This is a genomic window from Spirillospora sp. CA-108201, from assembly GCF_050936235.1.
In the GTDB taxonomy this organism is placed as follows: domain Bacteria; phylum Actinomycetota; class Actinomycetes; order Streptosporangiales; family Streptosporangiaceae; genus Spirillospora.
In genome coordinates, this window is sequence record NZ_JBNJNE010000001.1 from 2886344 (window position 1) to 2904714 (window position 18371).

General features: G+C 73.0%; 16 protein-coding genes. All 16 read right to left on the reverse strand.

What is annotated here, in order from left to right:
* Nucleotides 1–7 precede the first annotated feature (7 nt).
* The 16 genes from gltB to ACQEU6_RS14160 all read right to left on the reverse strand — a co-directional run bounded on the left by gltB (nucleotide 8) and on the right by ACQEU6_RS14160 (nucleotide 18341).
* A complete protein-coding gene (gene gltB / locus ACQEU6_RS14085) occupies nucleotides 8–4579 on the reverse strand; it encodes a glutamate synthase large subunit (protein ID WP_499332113.1) in 4572 nt (1523 codons plus the stop codon).
* 341 nt (nucleotides 4580–4920) lie between these two features.
* On the reverse strand, nucleotides 4921–6228 hold the full coding sequence (locus ACQEU6_RS14090) for a hypothetical protein (RefSeq protein ID WP_499332115.1): 1308 nt from the start codon (nucleotides 6226–6228) through the stop codon (nucleotides 4921–4923).
* Between the two features lie 52 nt (nucleotides 6229–6280).
* On the reverse strand, nucleotides 6281–7072 hold the full coding sequence (locus ACQEU6_RS14095; RefSeq protein WP_499332117.1) for a hypothetical protein: 792 nt from the start codon (nucleotides 7070–7072) through the stop codon (nucleotides 6281–6283).
* A 70-nt stretch (nucleotides 7073–7142) separates the two neighbouring features.
* Nucleotides 7143–7841, reverse strand: a complete 699-nt coding sequence (locus tag ACQEU6_RS14100; protein ID WP_499332119.1) for a VIT1/CCC1 transporter family protein — start codon at nucleotides 7839–7841, stop codon at nucleotides 7143–7145.
* Between the two features lie 39 nt (nucleotides 7842–7880).
* On the reverse strand, nucleotides 7881–9242 hold the full coding sequence (gene lgt, locus ACQEU6_RS14105) for a prolipoprotein diacylglyceryl transferase (protein ID WP_499332121.1): 1362 nt from the start codon (nucleotides 9240–9242) through the stop codon (nucleotides 7881–7883).
* A 43-nt stretch (nucleotides 9243–9285) separates the two neighbouring features.
* Nucleotides 9286–10152 carry a DsbA family protein gene (locus ACQEU6_RS14110; RefSeq protein WP_499332123.1) on the reverse strand — a complete coding sequence of 289 codons (867 nt, stop codon included), beginning with the start codon at nucleotides 10150–10152 and terminating at the stop codon, nucleotides 9286–9288.
* A 135-nt stretch (nucleotides 10153–10287) separates the two neighbouring features.
* Entirely contained in the window at nucleotides 10288–11061 is a 774-nt protein-coding gene (locus ACQEU6_RS14115; RefSeq protein ID WP_499332125.1) for a DsbA family protein, read from the reverse strand.
* A gap of 59 nt (nucleotides 11062–11120) precedes the next feature.
* A complete protein-coding gene (locus tag ACQEU6_RS14120; RefSeq protein WP_499332127.1) occupies nucleotides 11121–11612 on the reverse strand; it encodes a vitamin K epoxide reductase family protein in 492 nt (163 codons plus the stop codon).
* 172 nt (nucleotides 11613–11784) lie between these two features.
* A complete protein-coding gene (trpA, locus tag ACQEU6_RS14125) occupies nucleotides 11785–12597 on the reverse strand; it encodes a tryptophan synthase subunit alpha (RefSeq protein ID WP_499332130.1) in 813 nt (270 codons plus the stop codon).
* Nucleotides 12594–13826 (reverse strand): tryptophan synthase subunit beta, encoded by a 1233-nt coding sequence (trpB, locus tag ACQEU6_RS14130; RefSeq protein WP_499332133.1) that lies wholly within the window; start codon nucleotides 13824–13826, stop codon nucleotides 12594–12596. The genes trpA and trpB overlap by 4 nt, the downstream gene beginning before the upstream one ends.
* Nucleotides 13827–13955: 129 nt before the next feature.
* Complete coding sequence (trpC, locus tag ACQEU6_RS14135; protein WP_499332135.1) at nucleotides 13956–14762, reverse strand: indole-3-glycerol phosphate synthase TrpC; 807 nt, start codon at nucleotides 14760–14762, stop codon at nucleotides 13956–13958.
* A 113-nt stretch (nucleotides 14763–14875) separates the two neighbouring features.
* Nucleotides 14876–15292: a DUF2752 domain-containing protein gene (locus ACQEU6_RS14140; RefSeq protein WP_499332137.1), complete on the reverse strand. Its 417-nt coding sequence runs from the start codon at nucleotides 15290–15292 to the stop codon at nucleotides 14876–14878.
* Between the two features lie 10 nt (nucleotides 15293–15302).
* Entirely contained in the window at nucleotides 15303–15968 is a 666-nt protein-coding gene (locus tag ACQEU6_RS14145; RefSeq protein WP_499332140.1) for a winged helix-turn-helix transcriptional regulator, read from the reverse strand.
* The gene (locus ACQEU6_RS14150) at nucleotides 15965–16516 is read right to left on the reverse strand and encodes a Trp biosynthesis-associated membrane protein (RefSeq protein ID WP_499332142.1); all 552 of its coding nucleotides are present in this window, start codon (nucleotides 16514–16516) and stop codon (nucleotides 15965–15967) included. Before ACQEU6_RS14150 ends, ACQEU6_RS14145 begins: the two co-directional genes overlap by 4 nt.
* Nucleotides 16517–17186: 670 nt before the next feature.
* Complete coding sequence (locus tag ACQEU6_RS14155) at nucleotides 17187–17393, reverse strand: cold-shock protein (RefSeq protein ID WP_018657218.1); 207 nt, start codon at nucleotides 17391–17393, stop codon at nucleotides 17187–17189.
* Between the two features lie 249 nt (nucleotides 17394–17642).
* Nucleotides 17643–18341 (reverse strand): TIGR03085 family metal-binding protein, encoded by a 699-nt coding sequence (locus tag ACQEU6_RS14160; RefSeq protein WP_499332148.1) that lies wholly within the window; start codon nucleotides 18339–18341, stop codon nucleotides 17643–17645.
* Nucleotides 18342–18371: the final 30 nt, after the last annotated feature.

The following is an 18371-nucleotide window of genomic DNA, read 5'->3' on the forward strand; positions in this document are numbered from 1 at the left end:
CCCTCTCTCAGCTCTGCGCCGCGGCCATGACGGCCTCGTCGACGTCGCGCCCCTCGGCCTCGGCCCTGGCCATCGCGTCCAGGACCCGCCGGTAGTCACGCGGCATGATCTTGGTGAAGCGGGCGGCGGCGGCGTCCCAGTCCTCCAGCAGCCGCCGGGCCACCGCCGAGCCGGTCTCGGCCAGGTGCCGCTCGGTCAGCGCCCGGACGGAGTCCACGTCCGCGGCGTCCAGCGGCTCCAGGTCGACCATCTCGCCGTTGACCCGCTCGGGCACCAGGTCCAGGACGTAGGCGATGCCGCCGGACATGCCGGCCGCGAGGTTGCGCCCCGTCCGGCCGAGGATCACCGCGCGGCCGCCGGTCATGTACTCGCAGGCGTGGTCGCCGACGCCCTCGACGACCGCGGTGGCGCCGGAGTTGCGGACGCAGAACCGCTCGCCGACGACCCCGCGGGCGAACAGCTCGCCGGACGTGGCGCCGTACAGGATCACGTTGCCGCCGATGATCTGCTCCTCGGCGGCGAACGCGGCGTCGCCCGGGGGACGCAGCGTGACCCGCCCGCCGGACAGGCCCTTGCCGACGTAGTCGTTGGCGTCCCCGACCAGCCGCAGCGTGACGCCGCGCGGCACGAACGCCCCGAAGGAGTTGCCCGCCGAACCGGTGAACGTGACGTCGATCGTGTCGTCGGGCAGCCCTCCGCCGCCCCACTTCTTGGTCACCTCGTGGCCGAGCATGGTCCCGACCGTCCGGTTGACGTTGCGGATGGGCAGTTCCAGCCGCACCTGGTCGCCGAACGAGACCGCGCCCTCGGCGAGCTGGATCAGCGTGTTGTCCAGGGCCTTCTCCAGCCCGTGGTCCTGCTCGGTGACCCGGTGCAGGGCCGCGCCCTCCACCTTCGCCGGGACGTGCAGGATCGGCGCCAGGTCCAGGCCGGCGGCCTTCCAGTGCTCGACCGCCTCCCGGGTGTCGATCATCTCGACGTGGCCGATCGCCTCGTCCAGGGACCGGAACCCGAGGGCCGCCAGGTACTCGCGGACCTCCTCGGCGACGAACTCGAAGAAGTTCACCACGAACTCGGGCTTGCCGGAGAACCGCTGCCGCAGCACCGGGTTCTGGGTGGCGACGCCGACCGGGCAGGTGTCGAGGTGGCAGACCCGCATCATGATGCAGCCCGACACCACCAGCGGCGCGGTCGCGAAGCCGTACTCCTCGGCGCCGAGCAGCGCCGCGACGACGACGTCACGGCCGGTCTTCATCTGCCCGTCGGTCTGCACGACGATGCGGTCGCGCAGCCCGTTCAGCAGCAGCGTCTGCTGGGTCTCGGCGAGGCCGAGCTCCCACGGCGCGCCGGCGTGCTTCAGCGACGTCAGCGGGGACGCGCCCGTGCCGCCGTCGTGCCCGGAGATGAGCACCACGTCGGCGTGCGCCTTGGACACCCCGGCCGCGACCGTGCCGACCCCGACCTCGGAGACGAGCTTGACGTGCACGCGCGCCGCCGGGTTGGCGTTCTTCAGGTCGTGGATGAGCTGCGCCAGGTCCTCGATCGAGTAGATGTCGTGGTGCGGCGGCGGCGAGATGAGGCCGACGCCGGGGGTGGAGTGCCGCGTCTTGGCGATCCACGGGTAGACCTTGTGGCCGGGCAGCTGGCCGCCCTCGCCGGGCTTGGCGCCCTGCGCCATCTTGATCTGGATGTCGTCGGCGTTGGTGAGGTACTCCGAGGTCACGCCGAACCGGCCGGACGCCACCTGCTTGATCGCGCTGCGCCGCAGGTCGCCGTTCTCGTCCGGGGTGAAGCGCGCCGGGTCCTCGCCGCCCTCGCCGGTGTTGGACTTGCCGCCGAGGCGGTTCATCGCGATCGCGAGGGTCTCGTGCGCCTCCGCCGAGATGGAGCCGTAGGACATCGCGCCGGTGGAGAACCGCTTGACGATCTCCGATACCGGCTCGACCTCCTCGACCGGCACCGGTTCCCGGTCGCCCTCGCGGAGCCGGAACAGCCCGCGGAGCGTCATCAGCTTCTCGGCCTGCGAGTCGACCTTGGAGGTGTACTCCTTGAAGATCTCGTAGCGGCGGGTGCGGGCGGCGTGCTGCAGCTTGAACACCGTGTCCGGGTTGAACAGGTGCGGCTCGCCCTCGCGGCGCCACTGGTACTCGCCGCCGACCTCCAGGGTGCGGTGCGCCAGGTCGTTGCCGCCCGGCGGGTAGGCGCGGGCGTGCCGCTCGGCGACCTCGCGGGCCAGCACGTCGAAGCCGACGCCGCCGAGCCGGGAGGTGGTGCCGGTGAAGCAGCGCGCCACCACGTCCGCGCCGAGCCCGATCGCCTCGAAGATCTGCGCGCCGGTGTAGGACGCGACCGTGGACACGCCCATCTTCGACATGACCTTCAGGACGCCCTTGCCGTAGGCCTTCACGAGGTTCCGGACGGCCTTGGCCGGGTCCGGCCCCTCGATCACCCCGCCGCGCACGAGGTCCTCGACGGTCTCGATCGCCAGGTACGGGTTGATCGCGGATGCGCCGTACCCGATGAGCAGCGCCATGTGGTGGCACTCGCGGGCCTCGCCCGTCTCGATCACCAGGCCCACCTGGGTGCGGGTCTTCTCCCGGATCAGGTGGTGGTGCACGGCGCCGGTCAGCAGCAGCGACGGGATCGCGGCGCGGGCGGAGTCGGCGCCGCGGTCCGACAGCACGATGATCCGCGCGCCGGCCTCGATGGCCCGGCTGACCTCGGAGGCGATCTCCTCCAGGCGGGCCCGCAGGGCCTCTCCCCCGCCGGCGACGTCGTACAGGCCCTGGACGACGTGCGCGGCCAGGTGCGGCAGCGACCCCTCGTCGTCGATGTGGATGATCTTGGACAGCTCGTCGTTGTCCAGGATGGGGGTGGGCAGCACCAGCCGCCGGCACGAGTCCGGGCCGGGGTCCAGCAGGTTGCCCTCCGGGCCGAGCGTGGACTGCAGCGAGGTGACGAGCTCCTCGCGGATCGCGTCCAGCGGCGGGTTCGTGACCTGCGCGAACAGCTGCTTGAAGTAGTCGAACAGCAGCCGCGGGCGCTCGGAGAGCACCGCGATCGGGCTGTCGGTGCCCATCGACCCGATCGGCTCCGCGCCCGTCCGCGCCATCGGCGTCAGGATGATCCGCTGCTCTTCGAGCGTGTAGCCGAACGTCTGCTGCCGCCGGACGAGCGTCTCGTGGGTCGGGACCTCCCGTTCGCGCTGCGGCAGCTCCTCGAACCGGACCAGGCCCTCGTGCAGCCACTCCCCGTACGGGTGCTCGGCGGCCAGCTCGGCCTTGACCTCGTCGTCCTCGACGATCCGCCCGGCGGCGGTGTCGACCAGGAAGATCTTGCCGGGCTGCAGGCGGCCCTTGCGGACGACCTTGGAGGCGGGGATGTCGAGCACGCCGGCCTCGCTGGCCAGCACGACCAGGCCCTCGTCGGTCACCCAGTACCGGCCCGGGCGCAGCCCGTTGCGGTCCAGGACCGCGCCGACGACGGTGCCGTCGGTGAAGCTGACGCTGGCGGGGCCGTCCCACGCCTCCATCAGCGTGGAGTGGAACTCGTAGAACGCCCGGCGCTCGGCGTCCATCTCGGTGTGGTTCTCCCACGCCTCCGGGATCATCATCAGCACCGCGTGCGGCAGCGACCGGCCGCCGAGGTGCAGCAGCTCCAGGCACTCGTCGAAGGACGCGGTGTCGGACGCCTCGATGTCGATCACCGGGAAGATCCGGGAGATGTCGCCGGGCAGGAGGTCGGACTTCAGCAGCGCCTCGCGGGCCCGCATCCAGTTCCGGTTGCCCTTCACGGTGTTGATCTCGCCGTTGTGGGCGATGAACCGGTACGGGTGCGCCAGCTCCCAGGCCGGGAACGTGTTGGTCGAGAACCGCGAGTGGACCAGCGCGATCGCGCTGGTGAAGCGGCGGTCCGACAGGTCGGGGAAGAACGGCTCCAGCTGCGGGGTCGTCAGCATCCCCTTGTAGACGATCGTGCGGCTGGACAGGCTCGGGAAGTAGACCCGGACGTCCTGCTCGGCGCGCTCGCGCATGCAGAAGACGGCGCGGTCCAACTCCAGGCCGGTCGTGCCCTCGTGCGGGCCGCCGTCCGCGGGCGCGACGAACAGCTGCGCGAAGTGCGGCATGACCCGGCGGGCGGCCGGGCCGGTGAAGTCGGGGTCGTGCGGGAGCTCGCGCCAGCCGAGGACCGTCAGGCCCTCCTCCACGCACAGCGTCTCGACGTGGGCGACCGCCGCGGCGCGCTCGTCGCCGTCCGCGGGGAGGAACGCCACGCCGGCCGCGTAGCCGCCGGCCTCGGGGAGCGGGAAGTCGCAGACCTCGCGGAAGAACGCGTCCGGGATCTGGACGAGGATCCCGACGCCGTCGCCGTCGTCCGGCTCCGCGCCGACGGCTCCCCGGTGGTCGAGGTTCTTCAGGACGTCCAGGGCGTTCTGGACGATGTCGTGGCTCTTGCGTCCGTGCAGGTCGGCGACCATGCCGACGCCGCAGGCGTCGTGCTCGTTCGCAGGGTCGTACAGGCCCTGCGGCTGGGGGCGGCCCGGTGCACGGCCATCAGGTGTGAGGGCAGCAGCAGCCATCAACCCTCCCGTCGTCGTGTCACTGCTTCGATGTCAGTGCGGCACGGGACGACGTTGGCCCTGCTGCGGTGAGATGACATTACATCACTGCCGGGATCATGCCCGACTGCACCAGATCGCGAAACTTCTTCGGCGCGATCGGGCGTGGGTCATCTTCGAGTGGTTGAGACCAGGCTACCGGCTGGGTCCGGCCGCGGAACGCTCTGACCTCGGTGAGGATCGTCACCGGTACGCGATGTTTACGGCGTCACGCCGAAGACCTACCGAAATGGGCCCTTCCCCTGACCCGGGGCGGACCTCGCCCGGCCCGGACCCTCCCGGACGAGCTCAGCCGGACGGGTTCAGCCGGTCCCGCGGGCCGCGCGGCCGAGCACCGCCGGGGCCTTGCCGCCCTCGATCAGCAGCGACAGCAGGTTCTCGTCCTTCTCGTCGCCCTTGCCGTCCAGGCGCTGCGCCCACGACACCACCGCGAAATGCCCCATCGCGAGGCCCCGCGCCATGCCGAAGCCCCGCCCGAAGCGGTCCAGCGGGGCGGGCGCCTCCAGGGGCCGGACGAAGCCCGCGCCGATCGTGCTCTCCAGCCGCGCCACGAACCGGTCGGCGTCCGCCGACCCGGCGAGGTTGAACACGGCGACGGCCAGCGCGTACCCGCGCTCGGTGTCGGAGTAGATCACGCGCGCCGCCTGCGTGCAGCCGCCCTTGCCGAGCTCCTCGCCGACGGATCCGCCCCAGACGGCGGCGGCGCAGTCGCCGTCCAGCCGCTTGGCGCGCAGCTTCACCGAGACCGTCCCCTCCGGAAGGGGCAGCTTCGCCGCCGAGGACGGGAACGCCTCGCCCTCCGTGAGGGGCTTCGGGTCCGCGCTGCGGTTCGCGATCCCGGCGTAGGCGGCGCCGGACGGCGAACTGGAGTAGGACGTCGGCGACGGCCCCGTCCCGGCGGGCCGCCCGACCGGCGGGACGGGGGCGCCCGCGGACTTCGGGGCGGAGTCGCCGCCGCTCAGGACGGCGGCGCCGACACCGAGCAGCACCAGCACCCCCAGGACCGCCGCCGCACCGAAGTACAGCCTCGGCCCCGGCCCGCCCGCACGCCGTGCCGCTCCCGGCCGGCGCTCCGGCCCGCCGGAACGTTCCGGGGGACCGCCCGCGTTCTCGGCCTCACCGCGCCGGGCCTTGCCGCGCTGCGCCTTCCCGCTCTGGGGCCTACCCCGCTGCGCCTTGCCCCGCCGGGCCTTGCCCCGCTTCTCCGGCCGCCTGGGACGGGCCTGGCCACCGGCAGGCCCCTCGGGCGGGAGAGCGGTGCGGGCGTCCTCGTCGCGCGCGAACGCGTCCTCCTGGACGGCGTCCTCGTAGGGGGCGTCCCCGTAGGAGGCGTCCCCGTACGGGGCGTCCCCGTAGGAGGCGTCCCCGTACGGGGCGTCCCCGTAGGAGGCGTCCCCGTACGGGGCGTCCTCGTACGGGGCCTCGTCGTAGGGCGTCCGCGGAGGCGGCGGGGCGGGGCGTTCCCGGCGGGCCGCCGTGCGGCGGGGCGGCGGGGTCCGGCGGCCGCCCGACCGGGGCTGCGCCGTGCGGCGCGCGGCGGGCTGCCGGCGGCCCGGACGGCTCGCCGGAGGCCGCCCCGAGCCGCGGCGGTGGTGCTCGTCGGGGTCCACGACCGCGCAGACTACTCGCCGCGGGCGGGCGGCGCGCCCGCACCCGGCCGGCTCACTGCCCGGCCTTCCCGCCGGAGACCAGGTCGAGGCGCCCGTACAGGAAGTCGGCGGCGTTCTCGACGGCCAGGCTCACATCGATCATCTCGTTCAGCGAGGCGGGCTGCGCGCCGCCGGCCCGCTCCACCCAGGTGACCACGGCGTAGTGGCCGTAGGTCTTGGTGTAGGCGGCGGTGAAGCCGGGCCCGAACGCGGGGACGCCCTTCGGCTGCAGCGGGGACACCCAGCCGGCGCCGGTTGCCGGCTCCAGGTCGCGGAGGATCTGCTTGACGCCCTCCTCGCTCACGAGGTTGATCACGGCGAACTGGCCGACGTGCTTCTTGTCGGCGCTGACGTAGGCCGCGCGGGCGATCTGGCTGCACTGGTACTTGGCGAGGTCGCCCTGCAGCCGGCCGCCCCAGGTTGCGGCCTTGCAGTCGGAGCTCAGCTTGGACTCGGCCATCGTGAACGTGTACTTGCCCGACTTCAGCGTCTTGGCGGAGAACGCCTCGCCCTCGGTGATCGGACGGGGGTCCTTCGAGCGCGAGGCGAGTTTGGCGAAGCCCTCGCCCAGGTAGTCCGGCGCGTACGCGGTCGGCGTCGCCCGCTGCTGCGGCTTCGCCTCGTCGCCCCCGCCGGTCAGCAGGACCACCGCGACCACCGCGACGACCACCGCGACCAGCGCGGCGGCCGCGCCGAGCAGCAGCTTCGGACTGGGGAGCTTGCGGCCGGACTTGTCCTCCGGCCAGAAGTCCCGCCGGCGGCCCTGCGCGGCCTCGGCGGAACCGGTGTCAGAAGCCTCGATCACAGCCCCGGAGCTTAGCGGTCCCGGTCCCCCTCGCGCGCCCAAAAGGGTGTTTCGCCCAGATTCCTTGGAGCTACAGCCCGTTACTGCCGATCAGCGCGCCGAATCCGTAGGTGATCAACGCCGCGGCGGCGCCGAACAGCAGCTGCCGCGACCCGCCGAACCACCACGCGCGGGCCGTGATCCGCGACACCAGCGCCCCGGCGCTGAACAGGCCGAGCGCCGCGATGCCCGCCGCGGGCCACAGGCTGGTCGCGCCCAGCAGGTACGGCAGCACCGGCAGCAGCGCGCCGACCGCGAAGGACAGGAACGACGAGCCCGCCGCCAGGACCGGCGAGGGCAGGTCGCCGAGCGTCACCCCGAGCTCCTCCCGGGTGTGCACCTCCAGCGCCTCGTCGGGGTCGCGGGACAGCTGCCGCGCGACCTCGGCGGCCGTCTCCGGGTCGACGCCGCGCGCCTCGAAGACCTCGGCCAGCTCCCGCTGCTCGGCCACCGGGTGGCGGGCCAGCTCCAGCCGCTCCACCTCGATCTCCGCCAGCGCCAGCTCCGACTGGGAGGCGACCGAGATGTACTCCCCCGCCGCCATCGAGAACGCGCCCGCCGCCAGGCCCGCGAGGCCCGCCAGCAGCACGACCTTCTGGGTCGCCTGGCCGCCCGCGACCCCGGCGATCAGGGCGAAGTTGGAGACCAGCCCGTCCATCGCGCCGAACACCGCGGGCCGCAGCCAGCCGCCGGTGACGTCCCGGTGCTGGTGGTGCTGCTCCGGTCGCACGCCGTGCTTCTCGCCTGTATCGGACACCGTCCCCGTTTCCTACTTCCCGTCCTTGACGGGCTCCCCCTTCTCCACACCGTCATGGCCGGCGGCACCGTCAGCCTCATTCTTCCCGGCCTCGTCCGACGCCTCGGCGGCGGGGGCCTCGGGCTCGGCCTGCGCGCCGGGATCGGCGCCGGGTTCGGCCTCCGCGTCGGGCTCCGCGTCGGGCTCCGGCTCGGGCTCGCTCTCCCGCTCGGCCGCCTCGCTGGCCTCCGCCTCCGGCGCCGGCTCTTCCTTCGCGGCCTCGGGAGCGGGCTCGGGCTCCGCGGCGGCCTCCGGCTCCTCGGGCGCCGCCTCCGGCTCCTCGGCCTCCGCGACGGGCTCCTCGGCCCCGGCCGTCTCGTCATGCGCCGCGGGCTCCACGGCCGCTTGCTCGTCCGCGTGCTCCGCGGCGGGTTCGTCCGCGGCGGCCTCGGTGGCGGCGGGTTCGGCCGTGATGCCGTCCTGCGGCTCGGCCTTCGCCTCGGGCTCGTCCGCGGACGGGACGGCGGCGGACGTCGCGGCCGCGGTGGCCGGGGCGCCGACGTTCTCCGGGCCGGTGCGGCCGCGGGCCAGGTACAGGTAGGCGACCGCGCAGGCGAAGACGACGATGGACGTCCAGTCGTTGAGCCGCAGCCCGAGGACGTGGTGGGCGTCGTCGATGCGCAGCGCCTCGATCCAGCCGCGCCCGACGGTGTAGGCGGCGACGTAGAGGGCGAACGCGCGGCCGTGCGTGAGCTTGTAGCGGCGGTCGGCCCAGATCACCAGGATCGCCACGCCGACGCACCACAGCGACTCGTACAGGAACGTCGGGTGGTAGGTGGCGACGTCGGCGTACTTGGGGTCGAGGCCGGGCCCGCCGTCCAGCAACGGCCGGTGGTTCTCATCGATCTTCAGTGCCCAGAAGGCGTCCAGCGGGCGGCCGTACAGCTCCTGGTTCCAGTAGTTGCCCCAGCGGCCGATCGCCTGCGCGAGCGCGATGCCGGGGGCCACCGCGTCGCCGAGCGCGAGCACCGAGATCCCGCGCCGCCGGCAGCCGATGATCGCGCCGACCGCGCCGAGCGCGACGGCCCCCCAGATGCCGAGGCCGCCCTTCCAGATCTCCAGCGCCCGGACCGGGTCGCCGTCCTCCCCGAAGTAGCGCTGGTAGTCGGTGACCACGTGGTAGAGCCGCCCGCCGACCAGGCCGAACGGCACCGCCCACACGGCCACGTCGATGATCACGCCGGGCGTGCCGCCCTTGGCGGCCCAGCGGCGCTCGCCGAGCCAGACCGCGGCGACGATGCCGAGGATGATCATGATGGCGTAGGCGCGCAGCGGCACGGGACCGAGGTGCCAGACGCCCTGCGAGGGACTCGGTATGTAGGCGACCGGGTGCATGACCGTTGACGTTACCGCCTCCGGGGCGCAGCGCGCGCCTCCTCTAGGACCGCGACGAGATCGTCATCTTCGCCGCCTCCGCGCCGGAGCCGCCCGCCGTGCCGCCGGACTGCGTGCTCCCCGGGACGGGCGCGCCGCCGCCGGCCTCCGCGACGGCCTTCTTGAGGTCGCTCGGCGAGGCCAGGGCGTCGTTGCCGACCTTCCTGCCGTTCAGCGCGAGGTACGGGGTCGCGTCGACGCCCGCCCGGCCGGCCTGGGCGCTCGCCTGGTCCACGGTCTTGATCTTCTGGTCGCCGCGGACGCAGGCGGCGAACGAGGGGTCGGCGACCCCCAGCTGCTCGCCCCACCTGACGAGGTCGCGGGTGGAGAAGCCCGTGTCGCCCTCGGGCGGCTGCTCGGCGTAGAGCTTGTCGTGGTAGGCGACCCAGTGGTCGGCGGGCATGCAGGCGGCGGCGTTCGCGGCCCGTCGCGAGTTGGACATCAGCGGGTCCTGCTGGAAGAGCTGGAACGGCCGGTACACGACCTTGACCTTGCCCTGCGCGGCGAGCTCCTTCATCGTCGCGCCGACCCGCTCCTCCATCGCCTTGCAGGCGGGGCACTGGAAGTCCTCCCACACGTCCAGGACCGGCGAGGAGACGCCCGGCTGCGCCATGGCGACCGACCCGTCCTGCTGGCGGACGGCGGGCGCCAGCGCGCCCTTGTAGGAGTTCTTCAACGGCCCGCCGCCGCTCCGGGACAGCGCGACGACGACCACCACGACCGCGACCGCCGCCACGGTGAAGGCGCCGAGGACGACGAGCAGCGCCCGCCTGCGCCGCCGCTGGGCCGCGGCCCGCGTCCGTTCGCCCGCGAGCCGCTCGCGCGCGGACGGTTCCCTGCCCTGCTCGCTCATCGATCCCCCGATCGCCACGCTCCGTGTTGGTGAGCGTCTACGAGAGTAGCGGGCGCGGATCGGCCGGGCGCGGGAAAGCGCCACGCCGCGCCGTCCCGGGAGGGGGCGGCGCGGCGTGGCGCTTCGGCGTTCAGGCGTCCCTGAGGGGGCCGGTCACTTGCTGGCGGCCGAGGCCTCGATCGCGGCGCGCAGGCCGGCGGGGTTCATGAACTGCGTCTGGTCGAGCTGCTTGCCGTTCAGGAAGACGCTCGGCGTGCCCTCGACGCCGCGGTCCTGGAGGGCGTACTTGGTCATCGCGTCGACCATGGGCTTCTTCTGCTCGTCCCGCACGCACTTCTCGAAGTTCGCGTCGGTGACGCCGACGTCCTTGCCCCACTTGACGAGGTCGTCGGGCGAGAAGCCCTTCTCGCCCTCGGGCGGCTGGAACTTGAAGAGCGCGTCGTGGTAGGAGACCCACTGGCCGGCCGGCACGCACAGCGCCGCCTCGGCCGAGCGCAGGGAGTTGATGCGGACGGGGTCCTTCTGCTGCCCGAACAGGTGGAACGGCCGGTAGACGACCTTGACCTTGCCCTGCTGGGCGAGCTGCTGGACGGTCTTGGCGGTCGCGCCCTCGAACTGCTTGCAGATCGGGCACTGGAAGTCCTCGAAGATCTCCAGCTCCGGCTTGCTCACCCCGGACTGCGCCATGAGGACGGAGCCGTCGGCCTGGCGGCTGACGGGGGCGAGCGCGCCCTGGTGCACCTCGGCCCGGCCGTTCTTGTTCTTCTGGTCGATGATGAGGACGGTCGCGACCACGATCACCGCCACGGCCACCACCGACCCGAGGACGATGGTGAGCAGCCGCCGCTGCTTCTCCCGCGCCGCCTGCCGCTTGCGCTCTGCGGCCAGGCGCTCCCTCGCGGACCGCTCTCGTGCGGCCTTGCTCATTGGTTCTCCTAAGCGTGCGGACGCGCGCCGGCACCGTGCGGCGCGCTACGACGGCGAGACTAGTCGACCTGGCCGACCCGCCGGAATTCGTCGGCCAGGACGAGGAGGAACAGCAGGACGGTGATGGCGTGGACGCCGGTGCACCACAGGCAGATCTTGTGCAGGAGCGCCAGCTCCACGGTGACCAGGTAGACCACGAACAGCACGCCCACCGCGACGGACGCGACGCGTCCCCAGCGCAGCGGAGGCCAGGTCGACCGCAGCGCCCACGGCGTCATCAGGGCGCCGAACCCCACGAAGAACGCGAGGCCGAACAGCGGCATCGGAACGCCCGCCAGGGTGGAGTACTCGCTGGTGGTGACGGCGTGGCAGTCCACCGTCCTGGACGCCGAGCACACCAGGGCGCCCTCGTCGTAGTGCGAGATCGTGAGGTAGACCGAGATGCCGAGCCCGGCGAGGGTCAGCACCCACGCCGCGATCTGGAGCCACGCGGGGGGCAGCGGCTGCCTCGGGGCCCCGGACCGGCTCTTCACCGTCATCTCTTGCGTCATCGTGTTCCTCCCGGGACCGCCTCTGCCGGCGACCACACCCTATTGGCTGCCGGCGGCCCCACAAGCCTTCAACTCGGGCGAGGGCACGGCGAGTTCCCGCGACCTGCCGGGACGTCCGCGCGGGGCCGGGTTTCGCCGGTCCCGCGCGGACGCCCGGGGCTGTCCGGAATGATCAGCGGCCGTGCCGGACGCCGGCGGCGAGCTCCTCGGTGAGCGCCCGGACCCCGGCGAGGCCGGAGGCGAGGTCGGGGGCGTCCAGCAGGCGGCGGATGAACGCCGACCCGACGATCACCCCGTCGGCGAACCCGGCGACCTCGGCCGCCTGGGCGCCGGTGCCGACGCCGAGGCCGAGACCGACCGGCAGCCCCGTGCCGGCCTTGTCCACGACGGCGCGGGTCCGCTCGACCAGGCGCGGGGCGCCGGTGTCGAGGGCGGAGCGGGCGCCGGTGACGCCCATCAGCGAGGCCGCGTAGACGAAGCCGCGGGACGCCCGGGTGATCGTCTCGATGCGCTCGTCGGTGGAGCTGAGCGCGACGAGGAACACCCGGTCGAGGCCGTGGGCGTCGGACGCCTCCAGCCACGGCCCGCCCTCCTCGGGCGTGAGGTCGGGCGTGATCAGGCCGGATCCGCCCGCGGAGGCGAGGTCGCGGGCGAACCGGTCGACGCCGTAGTGGTCGACGGGGTTCCAGTACGTCATGACGAGGACGGGGACGCCGGTGGCGGCGACGGCCTCGACCGTGCGGAACACGTCGGCGACGCGGATCCCGCCGACGAGCGCCCGGTGGACGGCGTCCTGGATGGTGGGGCCGTCCATCATCGGGTCGGTGTAGGGCAGGCCGATCTCGATGACGTCGCAGCCCGCGTCCACCATCGTCCGCGCCGCTTCCACGGCCCCCTCGTAGCTGGGGAACCCGGCGGGCAGGTACCCGACGAGAGCGGCGCGCCCGTCGGCCTTGGCCTTGTCGTAGGCGGTCTGGACGCTCACGCGTTCTCTCCCTCGGGCATCAGGCCGAAGAAGGTGGCGGCCGTGTGCATGTCCTTGTCGCCCCGTCCGGACAGGCAGACGAGGATCACGGCGTCCGGGCCGAGTTCCTTGCCGACCTTGAGCGCGCCGGCGAGCGCGTGCGCGGACTCGATCGCCGGGATGATGCCCTCGGTGCGGCAGAGCAGCGCGAACGCCTCCATCGCCTCGGCGTCGGTGATCTCGCGGTACTCGGCGCGGCCGGTGTCGTGCAGCCACGAGTGCTCGGGGCCGACGCCGGGGTAGTCGAGCCCGGCGGAGATCGAGTGGGTTTCGAGGGTCTGGCCGTCGTCGTCCTGCAGCAGGTAGGTCCGCATGCCGTGGATGACGCCGAGGGAGCCGCCGACGAGGGTCGCGGCGTGCCTGCCGGTGGCGACGCCGTCGCCGCCCGCCTCGAACCCGATCAGCCGGACGGACGCGTCGCCGACGAAGGCGTGGAAGACGCCGATCGCGTTGGAGCCGCCGCCGACGCAGGCGACCACGGCGTCCGGGAGGGCGCCGGTCATCTCCACGCACTGCCGCCTGGCCTCGACGCCGATGACGCGCTGGAAGTCGCGGACCATCACCGGGAACGGGTGCGGGCCCATGACCGAGCCGATGCAGTAGTGGGTGTCGTCGACGCTGGCGACCCAGTCGCGGAACGCCTCGTTGCAGGCGTCCTTGAGGGTGCGGCTGCCGGTCCGCACAGGGACCACCTCGGCGCCGAGCATCCGCATCCGCGCGACGTTGAGCGCCTGCCGCTCGGTGTCGACCTCGCCCATGTAGACGGTGCAGGTCAGGCCGAGCAGGGCCGCGGCGGTGGCGGTGGCGACGCCGTGCTGGCCGGCGCCGGTCTCGGCGATCACGCGGGTCTTGCCCATCCGCCGGGCGAGCAGCGCCTGGCCGAGCACATTGTTGATCTTGTGCGAGCCGGTGTGGTTGAGGTCCTCCCGCTTGAGCAGCACCCGGGCGCCGGCGTGCTCGGAGAACCGCCTGGCCTCCGTCAGCAGGCTGGGCCGCCCCGCGTAGCCGGCGAGCAGGTCCTCCAGCTCGGCGGTGAACGCGGGGTCGTTCTTGGCGGTCTCGAACTCGCGGGCGAGCTCGTCCAGGGCCGCCATCAGGGCCTCGGGGGCGAACCGGCCGCCGAAGGGGCCGAAATGGCCCGTGGCGTCGGGCAGGGCTCCAGCACCGCGCGCGGCGGTGTCCATGGTCATGAGAAAACGCGTCCTGTCGTGGGAGAAGCGGCTGATCCGGTCACTGGGGTCCTGGACTAGCCCCGCCATCGCTCCCGGAGCGGTTCGACCTGCATGCCCGTAAGCCTATCCACTCGTCGCCGGGGTGCCTCAGCCGCTCTGCCGCAGCGCCGGGTGGGCGCCGGCGGCGACGAGGTCGGCGACCGCGGCGCGCGGGTCCTTGCCGATCACGAGGCTCTCCCCGACCAGCACCGCGTCGGCGCCGCTGGAGGCGTAGGCGAGCAGGTCGTGCGGGCCCCGCACCCCGGACTCGGCGACCTTCACGACGTCCTTGGGGATGAGGGGCGCGACCCGGGCGAACACGCCGCGGTCGACCTGCAGCGTGCGCAGGTCGCGGGCGTTCACGCCGATGACCTTGGCGCCCGCGTCGACCGCGCGGGCCGCCTCCTCCTCGGTGTGCACCTCGACGAGCGGGAGGAGCCCGATCGACTCGGCGCGCTCGACCAGCGAGACCAGGGCGTCCTGGTCCAGCGCGGCGACGATGAGCAGCGCCATGTCGGCGCCCGCGGCCCGGGCCTCCCACAGCTGGTAGGAGGTGACGATGAAGTCCTTGCGGAGCAGCGCGACGTCGACGTTGGCGCGGACCTCGGCGAGGTCGGCCAGGCTGCCGCCGAACCGGCGCCGCTCGGTCAGCACGCTGATCACCTTGGCACCGCCGGCCTCGTAGTCGCGGGCGAGCGCGGCGGGGTCGGCGATCGCGGCGAGCGCGCCCTTGGACGGGCTGCTGCGCTTGACCTCGGCGATGACCGAGACGCCCTGCCCGCGCAGCGCGCCGAGCGCGTCCCTGGGAGCCGGGGCCTTCGCCGCCTGCTCCTTGAGGGCGTCGAGCGGGACCTCGCGCTGCCTGTCGGCGAGATCGGCCCGGACGCCCTCGATGATCTCGTCCAAAACGCTCAAGGTCGCAGGCCCCCTATTTCAGGTCGTTCCGTGCACCGATCGTAGCCGCCCCCTCCGACGCGTCCCGCACCCGGGAGGGCCGTCCGGGCTCGCCGCCGGCCGGGCCGCGCGTGTCAGGGCGCGAGCACGTGCGCGAACGGCAGGTTGCGCACGATCCAGTAGACGATGAGAAGGCCGACGAACGAATACGCGACGGCCGGCGTGAACAGGGCGGACCGCATGGGCAGGCCCTGCGCGGTCCTGACCGTCCACCGCACGTACAGGTATCCGAAGACCGGCAGCAGGACGAAGAGCAGCGGGTTGAGGCCGAAAGCGGCGCCGACGTGCCCGTGCGCCAGGGCGTAGACAAGCCGCGTCATCCCGCACCCGGGGCAGTAGTAGCCGGTCAGGGCCAGGAAGGGGCAGCCCGGATAGTGCCCCGGCTCGTTGGGGTCCGCCCGGAACGCGATCACCAGGACCGCGCCGGCGGCCCCGGCCAGCACCGCCGCCTGGGGCGCCAGCGCCCGCGAGCGCGCGGATACGCGAGTCACACCGTCCACCCTAGGCGTCCAGGACGTAGCCGACGCCGCGCACCGTCCGGATGGGGCTGCCTTCGCCGAGCTTGGCCCGCAACTGGGCGACGTGCACGTCGACGGTGCGGCTCCCGGCCCCGGCCCCCGGCCCCCACGCGGCGTCGAGCAGCTGCTCGCGGGTGAAGACGCGGCCGGGGTGGGCCATCAGGAACTCCAGGAGGTCGAACTCGGTGACGGTGAGGGCGGCGCGGCGGTCCCCCACGACGGCCGCCCGCTCGTGGGGGTCGAGGGCGACGCGGCCGGCCCGCAGGGGGCCGGGCGCCTCCGCGCGGCCGCCGTCGCGCAGGGCCTCGGCGACGGCGGCGACGAGGACGCGGGGCCCGAAGGGCCGGTCGACGCGGTGGTCGCCGAGAGCGCGCGCGATCGCCGGGTCGAGGGGCCCGGTGACGGCGACGACGGGGGCGGGCCGGACGACGTCGGCGACGCGGCGGTACAGGTCGACGGGCAGCGCGCAGGTGGACAGGTCCAGGACGACGACGTCGGGTCGCCGGCGCCGGGCCGCGGCGGGCGCCCGCAGGGGGTCGGCCTCGATCTCGACGTCGAAGCCCTCCCGCGCGAGGTAGCGGCGCTCCAGCTCGGCGACGGCGGGGTCGTGCTCGATCACGAGCACGACCCCGCCACCGTCGGCGCTCACGACCGCTCGTGCGCGGTCGGGTCCTCGCCTCGATCGAGCGACTTCCACAAGGCGGACGAATCGTCCTCCGCCGGCTTGCGCGGCGCGCTGCGCTCGTAACGGGCCGACATGCCGGGCCAACGCGCCCCCCGCACGACGGTGAGGATCCCGCCCACGGCCAGGACGACCCCACCGGTGACCGAAACCAGCCACCACAGGTTCACGTCCAACACCGGATTCGCGCCAAGCCTCAACAACGCGCTCTTGTCACCGGCGGCCGCCAGCACACTGGACCGCTGCACGCTCACCGTGGACGCATAGGCGATCCCCACACCGAACAAGGCGATAAGGACACCGACACCCGCACGAACACGCCCGCGAGTGGCCATCAGCGCAGCAAGCCCGGCCAGTCCGGCCCACCCCAGCGCACCGGCCGCACCACCAAGGTCTCCACCGGTCAACTGAAGCGCGAACGGCGTGATGGCGTCCTGTGCCCGAACAGTGGCCCAGCTACGCCCAGCGGCAAGGAGCGCAAGCCCGGCCCCCGCAGCACAAACCACCGCCGCCACCCCACGCTCACGCCCAGGCGTCACAAGACCCCCCACACAGAGGAGCCCAATCCAGACGTTCCCACGGACATAACCGCAAGTTTATTGCAGCCCCCCAGCCCCCCGCCCCGACCCCCAAGCCGGCCGCACCCCAAGAAACCCAACCCGACAAACCCGCAAGACAACGCCCCCACGCAAAGGCAGGTTCGAGCCTGCGAGAACCGGGGCGAGCGCGCACCACTCGGCCAGGTGAGCCCAAGGGCCGCCAGGCCCGAAGGACGACCGGCCACGCAAGCCGCACACTCAGCGACCACGCAACAACCCACAGGAGTACGACCACGTGCAGAGGCGAGGTTCGAGCCTGCGAGAACCGGGGCGAGCGCGCACCACTCGGCCAGGTGAGCCCAAGGGCCGCCAGGCCCGAAGGACGACCGGGCGCGGGGTCCTCGGCCGGCGGAGATACCACGCGCCTACCTGAGAAGTGGCGATCGCGTCCAAAGGCAGGTTCAAGCGAAGCGAGAACCTGATCGCGCAGCGAGCCTCAAGGCGAGTCGAAGCGATGCCAGCGATCGCCCGCGTTTATCGACGATGGAGGGCCGCCAGGCCCGAAGAAGGAGAAAAACGCAATAAAACAGAGCCCGCCTCCCCCTGGCGGTGGGGGGCGGGCTCTGCCACGTACGGCTGGCGGGCGTTACAGGGGGACGACCTGGTCGGCCTGCGGGCCCCGGTTACCCTGCGTCACTTCGAACTGGACGCGCTGGTTCTCGTCCAGGGTGCGGTACCCGGAACTCTGGATGGCCGAGTAGTGCACGAAGACGTCCGGCCCGCCGCCGTCCACGGCGATGAAGCCGAAGCCCTTCTCGGCGTTGAACCACTTCACGGTGCCCTGCTGGGGCATGTCTTTCTCCTTGCGGCAAAACCTGGGCCCACACCTCGCGGGCCCGTGCGGTCACTGCGGAACGCTCTCGCCTCCCGGTACGGTCCCGGAAAAGCCAAAACGCCCGCTGCCATCAGTTCGCGGGCGTCTTGAACGATCGAGAACCACGACTGCAACCGACCGTCCCACCGTATCACCGCTTCCGCGTAAAGCGGAGGAGCCGCAAGACTTGCGTTTCTCCTCTCGGCGAACCGTGCCGTTACCTGCCCGTTAAAGACTCCAACCCGTCTCGGTCAGGGTCTTGACAGTGTCCGTGGCGCCGGTGAGGCGCACCTTCGCGACGTCGCGGCGGCCCAGTGCCCACAGGACGAGTTCGCCTACCGGGCCGTGCACGCGCACGGCTCCGCGGGGGCCGCCGGAGACCCGGGCGGCCCGGCCGTCGGGGCGGACGAAGGTTACCTCGACCTGAACTTTTCTTAGGACAAAGCGGGCAATTTTTATCCTTCGCCAGAGTAGTTCCTCTAGTTCCGGCGAGATGTCGCGCGGATCCCAGTCGGGACGTGCGCGCCGGATGTCCTCGTGGTGAACAAAGAACTCGACGGCGTTCGCGTTTTTGTCGACTCCGGGAAGGGCGTAAGGGGAGAACTTCGGCGGGCCCTGCGCGAACCGTTCCACCAGCCGCTCGAACGGCACGGCGCGTGCCGTCCGCCGCCGTACCCGCTCTGTATAGAAGGCGAGCGGAGGCAGCAGGATTCCGGGGGCGGCATCGGGACGCCCTTCCCGGACGACCAGATGGGCGGCCAGGTCGCGGGCGTCCCAGCCCGCGCACTCGGTGGCCGCCTCCGGTCCCGCCTCCTCCAGCGCGGCGGCCAGCAGCAGCCGTTCGCGGCGGACCGGGCCGGGGTCCGCCGGGCCGGAGCCGTCCTGCTTCGAGGCGGACGGCGCGGGGCCGTCCTCGGGCGTGCTCATCGCCCGATCGTAGGCCGCGGACGGGCGACC